This is a genomic window from Streptomyces sp. NPDC058872 (assembly GCF_042743065.1).
Taxonomy (GTDB): domain Bacteria; phylum Actinomycetota; class Actinomycetes; order Streptomycetales; family Streptomycetaceae; genus Streptomyces.
On the sequence record NZ_JBHYMK010000003.1, the window covers coordinates 132,689 to 150,850 of the forward strand.

Below are 18,162 nucleotides of genomic sequence, written 5' to 3' on the forward strand. Positions count from 1 at the left end.
GGTCACGACGTCCGGATAACGGAAGTCGCAGCACCGCATCACGTTTGAGCAAACATTCCCCGTCAGGTCTGGCGGGTGATCGCGAGCACATTGAAGACTCCCCGGAACACCGGGCGTTCGGCCGCTTTCGGGCCGGTGCCCTGCAGGGTTGTTCCACCGAGCCGCTATCCGCGGCGGGCAAGGGCCGGCTACCGGCGGCCGAGAGGGGTCCTCACCACGATGACGGCACCACTGCACGAGGCGAGTGCGGGCGAGGCGACCGCCACCGTCGACGGCGCGCCCGACGCTCCCGGCACTCCGGGCAACTCCGGTACTCCCGGCAAGACGATCGAAGGACGCTCGCCCCTCAGGATCGCCTGGAACCGGCTCAAGCGCGACAAGTTGGCCCTCGCGGGCGCGTGCGTCGTCGTCTTCCTCATCTTCGTCGCGGTCTTCGCGCCGGTGATCGTCGCCCTGCTGGGCCACCCGCCGGACGAGTTCCACGAGGACCAGATCGACCCGCTGTTCGGCACCCCGGTCGGTTCCTGGGGCGGCATCAACGCCGACTTCCTGTTCGGCGTCGAGCCCGTCAACGGCCGCGACGTCTTCAGCCGGATCGTCTACGGCGCACGGATCTCGCTGCTCGTGGCCTTCCTCGCCGCCCTCTTCGCGGTCTTCCTCGGCACGCTCCTCGGCATCGTCGCCGGCTTCTTCGGCGGTTGGATCGACGCGGTCCTCAGCCGCATCATGGACGTGATGCTGGCCTTCCCGCAGCTGCTCTTCACCATCGCCCTGGTCTCGGTGCTCCCCAACGAGCTGCTCGGCCTGGACGGTTCGGGCGTCCGCATCGCCGCCCTGGTCCTGGTGATCGGCTTCTTCGGCTGGCCCTACATCGGACGCATCGTCCGGGCCCAGACGCTCAGCCTGCGCAACCGCGAGTACGTCGAGGCCGCCCAGAGCCTGGGGGCCGGCCGCTTCTACATCCTGGTGCGCGAGCTGCTGCCCAACCTGGTCGCGCCGATCACGGTCTACTCGACCCTGATGATCCCCACCAACATCCTCACCGAAGCGGCGCTCAGCTTCCTCGGTGCGGGTGTCAAGCCGCCCACCGCCTCGTGGGGACAGATGCTCTCGAAGGCCGTGAACACCTACGAGTCGGACCCGCTGTTCATGGTGATCCCCGGCCTCGCCATCTTCATCACCGTCCTGGCGTTCAACCTCTTCGGCGACGGCGTGCGCGACGCGTTCGACCCGAAGGGCTCCCGCTGACGTTCGCCGACGACACGCAAGACCCGCCCCTGCCGCTGGCGACAGGAGGCTCATCCCCAAAACGGCGGATTCACTCCAAGGCCCGCCACTAACCCGGAGGTTGCTGGACCCATGCTCAAGAGCTCTCAGCGCAGAATTGCCGCGGGTGCGCTGCTCGCCGCGGCCACCATGGTCGTCACGACCGCCTGTGGCGGTGGCAAGGGCGGCGACGACACGGGCAAGGGCGGCGACCTCGCCTTCAACGGCGGGGTGAACAAGGTCCTCAACGCCTCGGACAAGAAGGGCGGCGAGCTGAAGTTCATCGGCTCGCAGGAGGCCGACTCGTGGGACCCGCAGCGCGGTTACTACGGCTTCATGTGGGACTTCTCCCGCTACTACGCCCGCCAGCTGGTCACCTTCAAGGCCGAGCCGGGCGCCGCCTCCACCGAGCTGGTCTCGGACCTCGCCACCGACACCGGCACGGTCTCGGAGGACGGCCTCACCTACACCTTCACCCTGAAGGACGGAGTGGCCTGGGAGGACGGCAAGCCGATCACCTCCAAGGACGTCAAGTACGGCATCGAGCGCATCTGGGCCCAGGACGTCATCTCCGGCGGCCCGATCTACCTCCAGCAGGTCCTCGACCCCAAGGGCGAGTACTCCGGCCCGTACAAGGACACCAGCGCCGACAAGCTGGGCCTGAAGGCGATCGAGACCCCGGACGACAAGACCATCGTCTTCAAGCTGCCGGTCGCCAACGGCGACTTCCTGCAGATGCTGGCCATGCCCTCCGCCTCCCCGGTCCGCGCCGACAAGGACACCGGTGCCAAGTACGGCCTGAAGCCCTTCTCCTCCGGCCCGTACAAGTGGCAGGAGTACACCCCCAACAAGTCCATCCTCCTCGTCCGCAACGACAAGTGGGACGCCAAGACGGACACCGTCCGCAAGGCCCTGCCGGACAAGGTCAGCGTCACGTTCACCACGAACGCCGACGACATGGACAACCGCCTGATCGAGGGCGAGTACGACCTCGACATCAACGCCACCGGCGTCGGCAGCGCGGCCCGCCAGAAGGTGCTCCAGCAGTACAAGGGCAACGTCGACAACCCGCAGACCGGCTTCATCCGCTACGCGGTCTTCCCGCAGACGGTCACGCCCAACATCGAGTGCCGCAAGGCCATGATCTACGCGGCCGACACCAAGTCCCTGCAGACCGCCCGCGGCGGCCCGCAGGCCGGTGGCGACATCGCCTCCAACATGCTGCCGCCGGCGATCAAGGGCGCGGACCCGAAGGACGACCCGTACGGCAAGCTCAGCGGCGCCCCGGACCTGGCCAAGGCCAAGGACGCGCTGAAGAAGTGCGGCAAGCCGGACGGCTTCAAGACCACGATCGCGGTCCGCAACAACAAGCCGGTCGAGATCGCCACCGCCGAGTCGATGCAGCAGGCCCTGAAGGCCGTCGGCATCGACGCCCAGATCGACCAGTTCGACGGCGCCCAGACCTCCGGCATCATCGGTTCGCCGAAGACGGTCAAGGAGAAGGGCTACGGCATCATCATCATGGGCTGGGGCGCCGACTTCCCGACCGGCCAGGGCTTCCTGCAGCCGCTCGTCGACGGCCGCTTCATCCTCCAGTCCGGCAACAACAACTTCTCCGAGCTGAACGACCCGGCCATCAACGGCCTGTTCGACCAGGCCCTCAAGGAGACCGACCCGAACAAGGCCGGCGAGCTCTACAAGCAGATCAACACGAAGGTCTCGGAGGCCGCGGTCTACCTGCCCTTCACCCACGAGAAGAACATCATCTGGCGCGGTTCGCGACTGACCAACGTCTACACGGCCGACGCCTACAACGGCCGCTACGACTACGCGTCGCTCGGCGTCGTCAAGTAATCCGACCCGCTTCACCGGCGCACCACCCGCCGCCAGGTCCGAAGGGCAGGTGATGGCCGTGCGCGGGGGCCGGGACGTCCGAGAGGACGCTCCGGCCCCCGCCCGGCCGACCGCATGCTTGCATACATAATCCGACGGTTGATCGCCGTCGCGGTGATGCTGCTCGTCGTCACGTTCGTGACGCTCAGCATCTTCTTCCTCATTCCCAAGCTGACCGGCAGCGACCCTGCCGCGATGTTCGTCGGCAAGCAGGCGGATCCTGCCTCCATCGAGGGCGTCCGGCAGAAGCTGGGCCTGGACGAGCCGATCCTGGTGCAGTTCTGGCACTTCGTCTCCGGCATCTTCGTCGGCCGTGACTACACGGGCGGCGGCGAAACCATCCACTGTGCGGCCCCGTGCTTCGGCTACTCCTTCAAGACCGAGCAGGACGTCTGGGCGATGCTGGTCGACCGGATCCCGGTCACCCTCTCCATGGTCCTCGGCGCGGCCGTCGTCTGGCTGGTGATCGGCGTCTCCACCGGCGTCGTCTCCGCGCTCAAGCGGGGCACGCTCGTCGACCGGGCCGCGATGGTCACCGCCCTGGCCGGCGTCTCGCTCCCCATCTACTTCACGGCCATGCTGTCGATGTTCCTCTTCCGCACCCAGCTCGGCTGGCTCGACGCCAAGTACGTGCCGATCTCCGAGTCCGCGGGCGAGTGGTTCATGGGCCTCCTGCTCCCCTGGGTGACCCTGGCCTTCCTGTACGCGGCGATGTACGCCCGGCTCACCCGCGCCACCATGCTGGAGGTGCTCGGCGAGGACTACATCCGCACGGCCCGCGCCAAGGGCCTCACCGAGCCGGTGGTGCTCGGCAAGCACGCCATGCGCTCCACCATGACCCCCATCCTGACCATCTTCGGCATGGACCTGGGCGCCCTCGTCGGCGGCGCGGTCCTGACCGAGACCGCGTTCAACCTCTCCGGGCTCGGCAACGCCGCCTTCAAGGCGGTCAGCGACCGCGACCTCCCGGTGATCCTCGCGGTCACGCTCATCACGGCCGCCTGCGTGGTCATCGCCAACCTCCTGGTGGACCTGCTGTACGCGGTGATCGACCCCCGAGTGAGGCTCGCATGACGGACAAGCTGTCGAAGACCGGCGCGGCGCTCGACGAGACCTCCCCGGCCGAGAGCCGCGCGGTGGAACGGGCCGTGTCGCAGGACGCCCCGTCCGACGCCTTCCTGGACGTGCGCGACCTGAAGATCCACTTCCCGACCGACGACGGTCTGGTGAAGTCGGTGGACGGCATCAGCTTCCAGCTGGAGAAGGGCAAGACCCTCGGCATCGTGGGCGAGTCCGGCTCCGGCAAGTCGGTCACCTCGCTCGGCGTCATGGGCCTCCACACGGTCGGCCAGTACGGCCGGCAGAAGGCCCGGATCTCCGGCGAGATCTGGCTCAACGGACGCGAGCTGCTCTCCGCCGACGCGGACACCGTGCGCCGGATGCGCGGCCGCGAGATGGCGATGATCTTCCAGGACCCGCTGTCCGCGATGCACCCCTACTACACGGTGGGGCACCAGATCGTGGAGGCCTACCGGGTCCACCACGACGTCGACAAGAAGACCGCCCGCAAGCGGGCCGTCGAACTGCTCGACCGGGTGGGCATCCCGGAGCCGGCCAAGCGGTTCGACAACTACCCGCACGAGTTCTCCGGCGGCATGCGCCAGCGCGCGATGATCGCCATGGCACTGGTCAACAACCCCGAGCTGCTCATCGCCGACGAACCGACCACCGCGCTCGACGTGACGGTCCAGGCCCAGATCCTCGATCTGATCCGGGACCTGCAGAAGGAGTTCGGCTCCGCGGTCATCATCATCACCCACGACCTCGGCGTGGTCGCCGAGATCGCCGACGACATCCTGGTGATGTACGGCGGCCGGTGCGTGGAGCGGGGCTCCGCCGAGGACGTCTTCTACGAGCCGCAGCACCCCTACACCTGGGGCCTGCTCGGCTCCATGCCCCGCATCGACCGGGAGCAGACCGAGCGCCTGATCCCCGTCAAGGGCAACCCGCCCAGCCTCATCAACGTCCCCAGCGGCTGTGCCTTCAACCCGCGCTGCCCCTACGCGGACGTGCCGAAGGGCGGCATCACCCGGACCGTGCGCCCCGAACTGCTGGAGATCGGCAGCGGCCACTACTCGGCCTGCCACATGTCGCAGGAGGAGCGCACCCGCATCTGGACCGAAGAGATTGCGCCGAAGCTGTGAGCGACAACAAGAGCACCGAGCCCCTGCTCAAGGTCAGCGGCCTGCAGAAGCACTTCCCCATCCGGAAGGGCCTGCTCCAGCGTCAGTCCGGCGCGGTCAAGGCGGTCGACGGGCTCGACTTCGAGGTCTACCCCGGTGAGACCCTCGGCGTCGTCGGCGAGTCCGGCTGCGGCAAGTCCACGATGGGACGGCTGATCACCCGTCTCCTCGAACCGACCGGCGGCAGCATCGAGTTCCAGGGCACGGACATCTCCCACCTCGGGGTGGCGCAGATGCGTCCGCTGCGCCGGGACGTCCAGATGATCTTCCAGGACCCGTACGGCTCGCTGAACCCGCGCCACACGGTCGGCTCGATCGTCTCGGCCCCCTTCCGGCTCCAGGGCGTCGAGCCCGAGGGCGGCGTGAAGAAGGAGGTCCAGCGCCTCCTCGGCCTGGTGGGACTGAACCCGGAGCACTACAACCGCTACCCGCACGAGTTCTCCGGCGGCCAGCGCCAGCGCATCGGCATCGCCCGCGCGCTCGCCCTCAAGCCGAAGCTCGTCGTCGCGGACGAGCCGGTCTCCGCCCTCGACGTCTCCATCCAGGCGCAGGTCGTCAACCTCCTGGACGACCTCCAGGACGAGCTGGGCCTCACCTATGTGTTCATCGCCCACGACCTGTCGGTCGTCCGGCACGTCTCGGACCGCATCGCGGTGATGTACCTGGGCAAGATCGTGGAGCTGGCGGACCGCAAGTCCCTGTACGAGGCGCCCCTGCACCCGTACACCCGGGCCCTGATGTCCGCGGTGCCGATCCCGGACCCGCGCCGCCGGGGAGCGAAGAGCGAGCGCATCCTGCTCAAGGGCGACGTGCCGTCCCCGATCGCCCCGCCGCCGGGCTGCCGCTTCCACACCCGTTGCTGGAAGGCGACGGACCTGTGCCGGACCCAGGAGCCCGCGCTCCTGGAGCTCCGTCCGGGGCAGCGCGTGGCCTGCCACCACCCGGAGGACCAGGAGGGCGTGACGATTCCGGAGGCCCGCCGACCGGTGGACATCGCCCTCACGAAGAAGCCGGGGGAGTCGGCGTCCGCCGAGGAGCCGGCGCAGGCGGCTTCGGAGACCGGGCCCACCGGTGCCGAGCCCGCCGGGGCCGATGCCGAGCCCGCCGGGGCCGATGCCGAGGGCGACGCGCCGAAGGCCTGACGAGACCGCCCGCGGGGCCCCGACGCCGGAAGGCGATCGGGGCCCCGCTGCTTCCCCGCACGGGGGAGGAAGGAGTGCCCGCCCTCCTCCCGGCGCCCGCCTCCCCGGCCCCGCCCCGCCCCTCCCGCGGCGGGCCCCTCCCCGCCGGTGCCCCTCCCGCGGGCCGGCACCGGTGGGACCGCGGGAGGGCCCACCGGGAAGCAACGGGACAATGGGGCGGTGCTCCACGAACTGTTCACCCCCTCGGTACAACACGCCCTCGACCTCGTCGGCATCTTCGTCTTCGCCATCTCGGGCGCCCTCCTCGCCGTCCGCAAGAACTTCGACGTCTTCGGCATCGCCGTCCTCGCGGAGGTCACCGCCCTCGGCGGCGGCCTCTTCCGCGACCTGATCATCGGCGCCGTGCCCCCCGCCGCCTTCACGGACCTCGGCTACTTCCTGATGCCGCTGATCGCGGCGGTCCTGGTCTTCTTCCTCCACCCGGAGGTCGAGCGCACCCAGACCGCCGTCAACGTCTTCGACGCCGCGGGGCTGGGACTCTTCTGCGTGACCGGCACGACGAAGGCGTACGAGTACGGCCTCGGCCTCACGTCCTCCGCCGCGCTCGGCCTGGCGACGGCCGTCGGCGGCGGTGTCCTGCGGGACGTGCTGGCGAACGAGGTCCCGTCGCTGCTGCGCTGGGACCGCGACCTGTACGCCGTGCCGGCGATCGTGGGCGCGACGATGGTCGTGCTCTGCATCCGCTTCGACGTGCTCAACGCCTTCACCAGCGGCACCGCCGTGCTCACCGCCTTCGCGCTCCGCCTCCTCGCGATGCGCTACCACTGGCGCGCCCCGCGCGCCTGGAACCGTCGCTCCGCCGCCCGCGAGGAGGACGTCGAAAAAGCTACCGCTCAGTAGTTTCCTGCTGTACCGTCGGCGGCATGAGCACGAGCACCGAGACGAGCCCCGCCGCGGCCCTCGCCGCATCGAGCGAGTTCGACCGCGACACCGCCGTCACCCTCCGGGAACCGGGCGTCTACGACGCCGACCTCTCCGCCGGCTGGACGATCATCCAAGCCGTCAACGGCGGCTACCTCCTCGCCCTGCTCGGCCGCGCCCTCGGCGACCACCTCCCGCACCCCGACCCGTTCACGATCTCGGCGCACTACCTCACGCCCTCCGTGCCCGGACCCGCGGTGATCAGGACCCAGACCGTCCGCACCGGTCGCACCCTCTCCACCGGGCAGGCCTCGCTCTTCCAGTACGCCGAGGACGGCACCGAGGTCGAGCGCATCCGCGTCCTCGCCTCGTACGGCGACCTCGACGCCCTCACCGAAGACGTCCGCACCTCCGCGACGCCCCCGGAGATGGCCCCGATCGAGAACTGCTTCAGCGCCGCCGACAACCCCGCCCCGAGGATCCCCGGCTCCTCCGCCATCGCCGACCGGCTCGACCTCCGTCTCGATCCGGCCTGCGTCGGCTGGGCGGTCGGAGCCCCCTCCGGCAAGGGCGAGATGCGGGCCTGGTTCGGCCTGGCCGACGGCCGCGAGCCCGACGCCCTCTCGCTCCTGCTCGCGGTCGACGCCCTGCCGCCGACCTCCTTCGAGCTGGGCCTCAAGGGCTGGACCCCGACCGTCGAGCTGACCACGCACGTCCGCTGCCGCCCGGCCCCCGGACCGCTGCGGGTCTCGATCACCACCCGGAACCTCGCCGGCGGTTTCCTGGAGGAGGACGCCGACGTCTGGGACAGCGCCGGTCGTCTGGTCGCCCAGTCCCGTCAACTGGCCCGCGCCCCGCGCGACTGAACCCCCGCACGACCGCCGCCCGGCCCCGCCGGGGCCGCCACCGGCCCTGCTCCCGGGCGGCCCGGGCGGGGCGATCGCTCCCCGGGCGGCCGGGGAGCGAGGATCGGCCACCGGCAAGAACGGGCCGGGCGCCGGGCCGCCGTCCCCGGGCTCGTAGAATCGACCCACCATGGCTTACCTCGACCACGCCGCGACCACGCCCATGCTGCCCGAGGCGATCGAGGCGATGACCGCCCAGCTCGCCGTCACGGGCAACGCCTCCTCCCTGCACGCCGCCGGACGGCGGGCCCGGCGGACCGTCGAGGAGGGGCGCGAGACCCTCGCCGCCGCACTCGGCGCACGCCCGAGCGAGGTCGTCCTCACTTCCGGCGGCACGGAGGCGGACAACCTCGCCGTGAAGGGCCTGTACTGGTCCCGGCGCGACGCCGACCCCCGCCGCACCCGCGTCCTGGCGAGCCCGGTCGAGCACCACGCCGTCCTCGACGCCGTCGACTGGCTCGCCGCCCACGAGGGCGCCACCGTCGAGTACCTCCCGGTCGACCACCACGGCCGGGTGCACCCCGAGGCCCTGCGCGAGGCGATCGCCCGCGATCCCGAGTCCGTCGCCCTGGCCACCGTCATGTGGGCCAACAACGAGATCGGCACCGTCATGCCGGTCCGTCAGCTCGCCGACGCCGCAGCAGAGTTCGGCGTCCCCCTGCACGCCGACGCCGTCCAGGCCGTGGGGCAGGTTCCGGTCGACTTCGGCGCCTCCGGACTCGCCGCCATGACGGTTTCCGGACACAAGATCGGCGGCCCCTACGGCATCGGCGCCCTCCTCCTGGGCCGTGAGCACACCCCCGTGCCCGTGCTGCACGGCGGCGGTCAGGAACGCCACGTCCGCTCCGGCACCCTCGACGTCCCCGCCGTCGCGGCCTTCGCCGTCGCCGCCCGGCTCGCCACCGAGGGCCAGGAGGACTTCGCCCGGGAGGTCGGCGCCCTGCGCGACGCGCTCGTCAGCGCCGTCCGCACGGTCGTCCCCGACGCGCTCCTCGGCGGGGATCCGGTGGACCGGCTCCCCGCCAATGCGCACTTCACCTTCCCCGGCTGCGAGGGCGACTCCCTGCTCCTGCTGCTCGACGCGGCCGGCATCGCCTGCTCCACCGGCTCCGCCTGCACCGCCGGCATCGCCCAGCCCAGTCACGTCCTGCTCGCCACCGGCACCGACCCGGACCTGGCCCGGGGCACCCTGCGCTTCTCCCTCGGCCACACCTCCACCCAGGAGGACGTGGCCGCGGTCGCCGGGGCCATCGGCCCCGCCGTCGAGCGCGCCCGCACCGCCGGGCTCAGCTGAGCAGCGCGCGCTCCTTCCGCACGAGCACCAGATAGCGGTCCCAGTTCCAGTGCGGGCCGGGATCGGTGTGGTCGGTGCCCGCGACCTCCACGTGCCCGATGATGTGCTCCCGGTCCACGGGTATCCCGTACCGGGCGCAGATGTCGGCCGTCAGCCGCGCCGACCCCGCGTACATCGCCGCCGTGAAGTCCTGCGGCCGGTCGACGTAGCCCTCGTGCTCGATGCCGATGCTCCGCTCGTTCATGTCGCGGTTGCCGGCGTGGAAGGCGACGTCGAGCTCCCGGATCATCTGCGCCACGTGCCCGTCCTTGCGGACCACGTAGTGCGCGGCGGCCCCGTGCCCCGGATTCTTGAAGACCTTCAGCGCGGTCCCGTAGCTCCCCTGGACGACGTGGATCACCACCCGGTCGATCGGGTAGTCGTCCGGCCGGTCGGCCCGCCGCCAGTTGGCCCGCGCCGCCGACGTCCACTCGGCCCCCTTGTGGTCCAGCTCCCCCTCGACCCTCTTCCTCTGCACCCCCGGCAGCCGCCACCAGAAGCGCCCCAGCTCGTCCCCGGCCAGCGCCACCGCGCCCACCGCGGCGGCCGCGCCGCCCCACAGCACGGCCCGCCGCCCCACACCCCTGTTCGACTTGCTGCCCATGTCGTGGAGAACGCTCACCGCCACGACCGCGGTTCCCGGCGCCCCGTACCCTGGTAGGGCTATGACTCAGACTCCGCCCCCGCGCCCCCTCCGCGTCCTCGCCGCCATGTCGGGCGGAGTGGACTCCGCTGTCGCCGCCGCCCGCGCCGCCGAAGCCGGTCACGACGTCACCGGCGTGCACCTCGCCCTCTCCGCGAACCCGCAGTCCTTCCGCACCGGAGCGCGCGGCTGCTGCACGATCGAGGACTCGCGCGACGCACGTCGGGCGGCCGACGTCATCGGGATCCCCTTCTACGTGTGGGACCTCGCCGAGCGCTTCCGCGAGGACGTCGTCGACGACTTCGTCGCCGAGTACGAGGCCGGCCGCACGCCCAACCCGTGCCTGCGCTGCAACGAGAAGATCAAGTTCGCGGCGCTGCTCGACAAGGCGCTCGCCCTCGGCTTCGACGCGGTCTGCACCGGCCACTACGCCACCGTCGTCCTCCGCGAGGACGGCACCCGTGAGCTGCACCGCGCCTCCGACATGGCCAAGGACCAGTCGTACGTCCTCGGCGTCCTCGACGAGAAGCAGCTCGCGCACGCCATGTTCCCCCTGGGGGACACCCTCACGACCAAGGACGAGATCCGGGCCGAGGCCGAGCGGCGGGGGCTCGCGGTCGCCAAGAAGCCCGACAGCCACGACATCTGCTTCATCGCCGACGGTGACACCCAGGGCTTCCTCGCCGCCCGCCTGGGCAAGGCGGAGGGCGACATCGTCGACGAGGCCGGCACGAAGGTCGGCACCCACGAGGGCGCGTACGGCTTCACCATCGGCCAGCGCAAGGGCCTGCGGATCGGCCACCCGGCCGCCGACGGCAAGCCCCGCTACGTCCTCGACATCTCGCCGGTGAACAACACCGTCACCGTCGGCCCCGCCGAGGCGCTCGACGTCACCGCCCTCACCGCGATCAAGCCCCGCTGGTGCGGCACCGCCCCCGAGGGCCCCGGCCGCTACACCGCCCAGCTCCGCGCCCACGGCGAGGAGACGCCGGTGCGCGCGGCGATCGAGGACGGCGAACTGAAGGTCCTCTTCGACGGGCCCGTCCGCGGCGTGGCGCCCGGCCAGGCGATCGTCCTGTACGACGGCACCCGCGTGGTGGGCTCGGCGACGATCGCCGCGACCACCCGGCGCACGGCCGCACCGACCACGGCCTAGGCGCCCGGCCCGGTGAGGACGGCGCCGCGGCCGGCGGGTGGCCGGCCGTCGAGCGCGGTGCGGCCGTGGTGGGGCCGTGGGCGTGGACGCCGGAGCCCGTCGCCCGTCGGCCCCCTGCCGCCACCCCCTACGGTGGGGCCCGTGAACATCTGCGTCTTCCTCCCCGCCGACGACGGCCCGACGGCCCTCGCCCACCTGGAGGCCGGGATCGGCTCCCGCTGATGGGAGCATGGCTCCCATGGCTACACATGTGATCACCGGAGCGGGTTCCGGCATCGGCGCGGCCGTCGCCCGCCGCCTCCACGCGCGCGGGGACGAGCTCGTCCTCCACGCGCGCGACGCGGGCCGGGCCAAGGAGCTCGCCGCGCAGTTCCCCGGAGCGCGGACGCTCGTCGGGGACCTCGCCGACCCGGACCGGCTGTCCTGGGCGTTCTCGCACCAGAGCCTCCCGGAGCGGGTGGACGGCCTGCTGCACATCGCGGGCGTCGTCGACCTCGGGCCGGTCGGAGACCTCACCCCGAAGACCTGGCACCACCAGCTGAACGTCAACCTGGTCGCCCCGGCCGAGCTGACCCGGCACTTCCTGCCCCAACTGCGGGTCGCCCAGGGACACGTCGTCTTCGTGAACTCGGGTGCCGGGCTCAACGCGCACGCCGAGTGGGCCGCGTACGCCGCCTCCAAGCACGGCCTCAAGGCGCTCGCGGACTCGCTGCGCCACGAGGAGCACGCCAACGGGGTGCGGGTGACCTCGGTCTACCCGGGCCGCACCGCCAGCCCCATGCAGGAGAAGGTGCACCGGCAGGAGGGCAAGGAGTACGACCCGTCGCGGTGGATCGATCCCGAGTCGGTCGCGACGGCGGTCCTCGCCGCGATCGACCTGCCGCGGGACGCCGAGATCAACGACCTCACCGTGCGTCCGGGGCGATAGGCGTGGACGACACCAAGCCCTGGGGCCCGGCCACCGGCGTCGGCTCCCTGCCCGGCGGCGACGCGCGCGAGGCGGCCAAGACGGTCACCGGTTCCTTCGAGGACTTCCCGTTCCTCGCCGAGTTGCCCGCGCGGGGACCCGGCGCCGACATGATCGGCCGGACGACCGGCATGCTCGTCGACCTGTACGCGCACGTGGAGCCGAGCGGCTGGCGGATCAGCGACCGGCCCGGTCGCGACACCCGCCGGGCCCGTTCCTGGCTCGGCGAGGACCTCGACGCCCTGGAGGAGTTCACCCAGGGCTACGAGGGGCCGCTCAAGGTCCAGGCCGTGGGCCCGTGGACGCTCGCCGCGGCCCTGGAGCTGCGCGGCGGCGAGGTCGCCCTCGGCGACGCCGGCGCCTGCCGCGACCTGGCCGGTTCCCTCGCCGAGGGCCTCCGCGCGCACCTGGCGGAGCTGCGCAAGCGGGTCCCGGGGGCCCGACCGGTCCTCCAGCTCGACGAGCCCTCGCTCACCGCCGTGCTGCAGGGCCGGGTCCGCACCGCCAGCGGCTACCGCACCCACCGGGCCGTCGACCGGCAGGTCGTGGAGAGCGCCCTGCGGGACGTGTTCGCCGTTCACGACGGCCCCGTGACCGTTCACACCTGCGCCCCCGAAGTCCCCTTCGCGCTGCTGCGGAGGGCCGGGGTCGACGGCGTCTCGTTCGATTTCGGGCTGCTCACCGAGCGTGACGAGGAGTCGATCGGCGAGGCGGTCGAAGCGGGCACGAAGCTCTTCACCGGTGTGGTCCCGTCCACCGACGCGGCGTTGTCGGACCCGGGCGGTAGCGTCATGGGTGTCAGGACGCTGTGGCGCAGGCTGGGGCTGGATCCGGGGACCCTCGCGGAGTCCGTGGTCGTCACGCCGACCTGCGGTCTCGCGGGCGCTTCCCCCGGCTACGCCCGGGCGGCGCTCGCCCACTGCGTCCGGGCGGCGAGATCGCTCGCGGACAACCCAGAGTGACCGGGTTTCGAAGCACGGGAGGACGGACGAAGGTGGCAGTCGAGCAGGGGGCCCTGCCCGCCGAGGCGCGGGAGAAGCACGCCGAGCTGGCCGAGCAGGTCGAGGAGCACCGCTTCCGGTACTACGTGAAGGACCAGCCGGTCATCAGCGACGGCGAGTTCGACGGGCTCCTGCGGGCGCTGGAAGTGCTGGAGGAGCAGTACCCGGAGCTGCGGACGCCGGACTCGCCGACCCAGAAGGTCGCCGGTCAGTACGAGACCGAGTTCACGGCCGTCCAGCACCGGGAGCGGATGCTCTCCCTGGACAACGCCTTCGACGACGAGGAGTTGGCCACCTGGGCCGAGCGGGTCGCACGGGACGTCGGCACGTCCGACTTCCGCTTCCTGTGCGAGCTGAAGGTCGACGGCCTCGCGGTGAACCTCACGTACGAACACGGGCGGCTGACCCGGGCCGCCACCCGCGGCGACGGCCGCACCGGCGAGGACATCACGCCCAACGTCCGCACGATCGCGGACGTACCCGAGCGGCTGCACGGCGACCGGGTGCCGGAGCTCGTCGAGGTCCGGGGCGAGGTCTACTTCCCGATGGAGGGCTTCGAGGCGCTCAACGCACGCCTGGTCGAGGGCGGTGACAAGCCCTTCGCCAATCCGCGGAACGCAGCGGCGGGCTCGCTGCGGCAGAAGGACCCGAAGGTCACCGCCTCCCGCCCGCTCCACATGGTCGTGCACGGCATCGGTGCCCGGGAGGGCTTCGAGGTCTCGCGGCTCTCGGAGACGTACGGACTGCTCCACGCGTGGGGCCTGCCCACCGCCCGGCACAACAAGGTGGTCGACTCGCTCGACGGGGTGCGGGAGTTCATCGCGCACTTCGGGGAGAACCGGCACTCCGTGGAGCACGAGATCGACGGGGTCGTCGTCAAGCTCGACGAGATCCCGCTCCAGGGCCGCTTGGGCTCCACGGCGCGCGCCCCGCGCTGGGCGATCGCCTGGAAGTACGCGCCGGAAGAGGTCAACACCAAGCTGATCGACATCAAGGTCGGCGTCGGTCGGACCGGGCGCGTCACCCCGTACGCACAGGTGGAGCCGGTCACGGTCGCCGGCTCCGAGGTGGAGTTCGCCACCCTCCACAACCAGGAGGTGGTGAAGGCGAAGGGCGTGCTGATCGGCGACACGGTGGTGCTGCGCAAGGCCGGCGACGTCATTCCGGAGATCCTCGGTCCGGTCGCCGACCTGCGGGACGGCACCGAGCGGGAGTTCGTGATGCCGGTCGAGTGCCCGGAGTGCGGGACGCCGCTGAAGGCGATGAAGGAGGGCGACATCGACCTCCGTTGCCCGAACGCCCGGACCTGCCCGGCCCAGTTGCGCGAGCGGCTGTTCTTCCTGGCCGGTCGGCAGTGCCTGGACATCGAGAACTTCGGCGCCGTGGCCGCCGCCGCCCTCACCCGGCCCCTGGAGCCGGCCGAGCCGCCGCTGGCCGACGAGGGCGACCTCTTCGACCTCACCATCGAGCAGCTCCTCCCCATCAAGGCGTACGTCCTCGACCAGGACAGCGGACTGCCCAAGCGGGACCCGAAGACCGGCGAGGCGAAGATCGCCACGGTCTTCGCCAACAAGGAGGGCGAGCCCAGGAAGAACGCCCTCGCCATGCTGGAGAACATCGCGGCGGCCAAGGAGCGCCCGCTCGCCCGTTTCATCAACGGCCTGTCGATCCGTCACGTGGGGCCGGTCGCGGCCGAGGCCCTGGCGCGTGAGTTCCGTTCGCTGGAGCGGATCGAGCAGGCGACCGAGGAGGAGCTGGCGGCCGTCGACGGGGTCGGCGGGATCATCGCCGCCGCCGTGAAGCAGTGGTTCTCCGAGGAGTGGCACCGCGAGATCGTGCGCAAGTGGCGTGCCGCCGGGGTCAGCCTGGAGGACGAGGGGGCCGGCGAGGACGAGGGACCGCGTCCGCTGGAAGGGCTCACGGTCGTGGTCACCGGCACCCTGGAAAAGTTCACCAGGGATGGCGCAAAAGAGTCGCTCCAGCGGCTCGGAGCTAAGGTAACTGGTTCCGTTTCGAAGAAGACTTCCTTCGTCGTGGTCGGTGAAAACCCTGGTTCCAAGTACGACAAGGCGATGCAGCTGAAAGTTCCGGTTCTGAACGAGGAAGGCTTCTCCGTCCTGCTTGAACAAGGGCCCGAGGCAGCTCGTGAGGTCGCGGTCCCCCTCGTCGAGTAGGCCCCGACAGCCCCTGGAATCTCACCCGTTCGGCTCATACCAGATGGTTACGGGTGGCCAGGTCGCATTCGGGCAAGAGAGGGAGAGCGCTGCCCGCCGGGGCCCTCGGCGGCCTACTCTGGTGACCGTGCGTCCAGTCCTGCACGCTTGCGCGAGGGCTCCGTGGGGTCATCGCGTGAGGACAACGGCCCCGCGCGTACCTGAAGCGGTCGCCCGACAGCGGCCGTGCGCCCGCCGGGCGCACGACCGGACGACGTACGGCCGCGCCACGCGGCCCATCGCACACCGACGGCACCGCCGCCTGTGAGAGGGACGGGAATGGAACCGACCGAGAGCGCCGCCCGGGTCCCACGGCCGCACGGCCGTGTGGTCACCCTGGGCTTTCCCTCCCGGCTGCCCGCAGCCGTGGTGGGCGTGGCAGCCGTCGTGCTCGTCGCCGGGTTCCAGCAGGCCCTGAGCACCGGTCACGGGCTCTTCCCCGGCAGCGTCACCGGCTGGTCCCTCGCCGTCCTCACCGGGCTCATCGTCGGCCACCTGGTCGCCCTCGGGCGGGACCGCTGGTGGGGCGGCACCGGCTCCGGCGCCGCCCTCACCCTCGCCGTCCTCCTGCTGTACGGCTGGGTGCCCGCCGGACTCGTCGCGCTCACCATCGTCACCCTGGTCGGTGCGGCGCGCCGACACCGCTGGCGCCAGGGGCTGCTGCACGGCGCCGCCGACGTCCTCGGGGTCGGCGCAGCCGCCCTCGTCCTCGCCCTCTTCGGCGACGTGCCGACCGTCGAGCGGCCCTGGCAACCCCTCGACTGGACGATCGGGGACCTGCCGGAAGTCGTGATCGCCGCGGCCACCTACCTCGTGGTCACCCGCCTGCTCCTGTGGTACACCCTCGCACCCCAGAGCGGTGGACTGCCCACCGCCGCCCGCACCGCCCTCCTCCGACAGGGCCTCGTCGCCGTCGCGCTCCTCGGCATCGCCCCGCTCATCTGCGTCGTCGCCGCCACCCGACCGGTCCTGCTGCCGCTCTTCGCCGTCCCCCTCATCGCCCTGGACTCCACCCTCTGGATCGCCCGCGCCCGCGCCGAGGAACAGCTCCGCGACCCGCTCACCGGCCTCCCCAACCGCCAGTGGCTCCTGGAGCGGGCCTGGACCGCCCTGGAGGAGGCCGAGGACGAGGACACCCGGGCCGCCCTCGTCCTGATCGACCTGGACCGCTTCCGGTCGGTCAACGACACCCTCGGCCACCTCGCCGGCGACCGGCTGCTCCTCCAGATCGCCGAGCGCCTCCGCCTCGCCCTGCCCCGCGGCGCCGAGGCCGCCCGGCTCGGCGGCGACGAGTTCGCCGTCCTGCTGCCCACCGCCGACTCCACCACCAGCGCCCAGCGGGTCGCCCGCCACCTCGTTGCCGAGCTCTCCTCCCCGCTCGACCTGGACGGCCTCACCCTGGTCCTGGAGGCCAGCGCCGGAGTCGCCGTCTTCCCCGACCACGCCCTCGACGCCGAGGGCCTGCTGCGCCGCGCCGACGTCGCCATGTACCAGGCCAAGCGCGACCGCACCGGCGTCGAGGTCTACGAGTCCAAGCGCGACTCCAACACCCCCGACCGGCTCGGCCTCCTCGGCGACCTCCGCCGCGCCCTGGACGCCGGCGAGGTCGAACTCCACTACCAGCCCAAGGTCCGCTTCGACGGTCAGGTCGCGGGCCTGGAGGCGCTCGTCCGCTGGGTCCATCCCGAGCGGGGAAAGGTTCCGCCGGACGAGTTCATCGCCATTGCCGAGTCCTCCGGGCTGATGCCCCACCTCACCGAGTACGTCCTGGAAACCGCCCTCGCCCAGGTCGCCCGCTGGCGTGCCCAAAACCTCAACGTGCCGGTCGCCGTCAACGTCTCGCCGCGCGACGTCCACACCCCCGGCTTCGCCGGTGCCGTCGCCGCCCGCCTCGCCCGGCACGGCGTCCCGGCCGGCGCCCTCCAGCTGGAGATAACGGAACACGTGCTCCTGGAGGACCCCCAGCGAGCCGCCGACACCCTGAACGGCCTCACCGGCCACGGCGTCAAGATGTCCCTCGACGACTTCGGCACCGGCTACTCCTCCCTGGTCCACCTGCGCCGCCTGCCCGTCAGCGAACTGAAGATCGACCGCTCCTTCGTCGCCCGGCTCGCCGTCGACACCGAGGACGCCGAGATCGTGCGCTGCACCGTCGACCTCGCCCACTCCCTCGGGCTCCTCGTGGTCGCCGAGGGGGTCGAGGACGACGAGACCTGGGAGCGCCTGCGCGACCTGGGGTGCGACGCCGTGCAGGGCTGGCTGGTCGCCGCCGCGATGCCGCCCGCCGAGGCCACCTCCTGGCTCCTCGCCCGTGGTGAGCACGGCTGGCGCCGCCCCGCCGACACGACCGAACCCGCCGATCTCGACCAGCCCTCGGGGCAGGTCGTGCAGTGAGTGACCCCCTCCGGGGGCAAACCGTTTCACGGGCAGCGGTACCGGCCCCATAGGATTGGGCCAACACCATCAAACGCACCCCGTG

The 18,162-nt window shown here is 71.6% G+C and carries 14 protein-coding genes; 13 read left to right on the top strand and 1 reads right to left on the bottom strand.

The window, feature by feature from the left end; translation table 11 throughout:
* The first annotated feature begins 219 nt into the window (after positions 1–219).
* The 8 genes from ACFW22_RS02765 to ACFW22_RS02800 all read left to right on the top strand — a co-directional run bounded on the left by ACFW22_RS02765 (position 220) and on the right by ACFW22_RS02800 (position 9,664).
* Positions 220–1,248 carry an ABC transporter permease gene (locus ACFW22_RS02765; RefSeq protein ID WP_386397855.1) on the top strand — a complete coding sequence of 343 codons (1,029 nt, stop codon included), beginning with the start codon at positions 220–222 and terminating at the stop codon, positions 1,246–1,248.
* 111 nt (positions 1,249–1,359) lie between these two features.
* Positions 1,360–3,120, top strand: coding sequence for an ABC transporter substrate-binding protein (locus tag ACFW22_RS02770; protein ID WP_386397857.1), 1,761 nt, complete (start codon positions 1,360–1,362; stop codon positions 3,118–3,120).
* Between the two features lie 114 nt (positions 3,121–3,234).
* Positions 3,235–4,233, top strand: coding sequence for an ABC transporter permease (locus ACFW22_RS02775; RefSeq protein WP_386397860.1), 999 nt, complete (start codon positions 3,235–3,237; stop codon positions 4,231–4,233).
* On the top strand, positions 4,230–5,363 hold the full coding sequence (locus ACFW22_RS02780; RefSeq protein WP_386397863.1) for an ABC transporter ATP-binding protein: 1,134 nt from the start codon (positions 4,230–4,232) through the stop codon (positions 5,361–5,363). Before ACFW22_RS02775 ends, ACFW22_RS02780 begins: the two co-directional genes overlap by 4 nt.
* Positions 5,360–6,544 (top strand): ABC transporter ATP-binding protein, encoded by a 1,185-nt coding sequence (locus ACFW22_RS02785; RefSeq protein ID WP_386397866.1) that lies wholly within the window; start codon positions 5,360–5,362, stop codon positions 6,542–6,544. Before ACFW22_RS02780 ends, ACFW22_RS02785 begins: the two co-directional genes overlap by 4 nt.
* Before the next feature lie 219 nt (positions 6,545–6,763).
* On the top strand, positions 6,764–7,444 hold the full coding sequence (locus tag ACFW22_RS02790; protein ID WP_386397869.1) for a trimeric intracellular cation channel family protein: 681 nt from the start codon (positions 6,764–6,766) through the stop codon (positions 7,442–7,444).
* A 23-nt stretch (positions 7,445–7,467) separates the two neighbouring features.
* Positions 7,468–8,331: a thioesterase family protein gene (locus tag ACFW22_RS02795; protein ID WP_386397872.1), complete on the top strand. Its 864-nt coding sequence runs from the start codon at positions 7,468–7,470 to the stop codon at positions 8,329–8,331.
* 169 nt (positions 8,332–8,500) lie between these two features.
* Positions 8,501–9,664: a cysteine desulfurase family protein gene (locus tag ACFW22_RS02800; RefSeq protein WP_386397874.1), complete on the top strand. Its 1,164-nt coding sequence runs from the start codon at positions 8,501–8,503 to the stop codon at positions 9,662–9,664.
* On the opposite strand, the gene ACFW22_RS02805 is transcribed toward ACFW22_RS02800, so the two are convergent.
* Positions 9,657–10,307: an N-acetylmuramoyl-L-alanine amidase gene (locus ACFW22_RS02805; protein ID WP_386398021.1), complete on the bottom strand. Its 651-nt coding sequence runs from the start codon at positions 10,305–10,307 to the stop codon at positions 9,657–9,659. The genes ACFW22_RS02800 and ACFW22_RS02805 overlap by 8 nt on opposite strands.
* 61 nt (positions 10,308–10,368) lie before the next feature.
* Here ACFW22_RS02805 and mnmA point away from each other — a divergent pair, with 61 nt between their 5' ends.
* The 5 genes from mnmA to ACFW22_RS02830 all read left to right on the top strand — a co-directional run bounded on the left by mnmA (position 10,369) and on the right by ACFW22_RS02830 (position 18,077).
* On the top strand, positions 10,369–11,502 hold the full coding sequence (mnmA, locus tag ACFW22_RS02810; RefSeq protein WP_386397877.1) for a tRNA 2-thiouridine(34) synthase MnmA: 1,134 nt from the start codon (positions 10,369–10,371) through the stop codon (positions 11,500–11,502).
* A gap of 229 nt (positions 11,503–11,731) precedes the next feature.
* A complete protein-coding gene (locus tag ACFW22_RS02815) occupies positions 11,732–12,430 on the top strand; it encodes an SDR family oxidoreductase (RefSeq protein ID WP_386397880.1) in 699 nt (232 codons plus the stop codon).
* A gap of 2 nt (positions 12,431–12,432) precedes the next feature.
* Positions 12,433–13,431 (top strand): methionine synthase, encoded by a 999-nt coding sequence (locus tag ACFW22_RS02820; protein WP_386397883.1) that lies wholly within the window; start codon positions 12,433–12,435, stop codon positions 13,429–13,431.
* 32 nt (positions 13,432–13,463) lie between these two features.
* Positions 13,464–15,644, top strand: a complete 2,181-nt coding sequence (gene ligA, locus ACFW22_RS02825) for an NAD-dependent DNA ligase LigA (RefSeq protein WP_386397885.1) — start codon at positions 13,464–13,466, stop codon at positions 15,642–15,644.
* A 318-nt stretch (positions 15,645–15,962) separates the two neighbouring features.
* Positions 15,963–18,077, top strand: a complete 2,115-nt coding sequence (locus tag ACFW22_RS02830) for a putative bifunctional diguanylate cyclase/phosphodiesterase (RefSeq protein WP_386397888.1) — start codon at positions 15,963–15,965, stop codon at positions 18,075–18,077.
* The last annotated feature ends 85 nt before the right edge of the window (positions 18,078–18,162 follow it).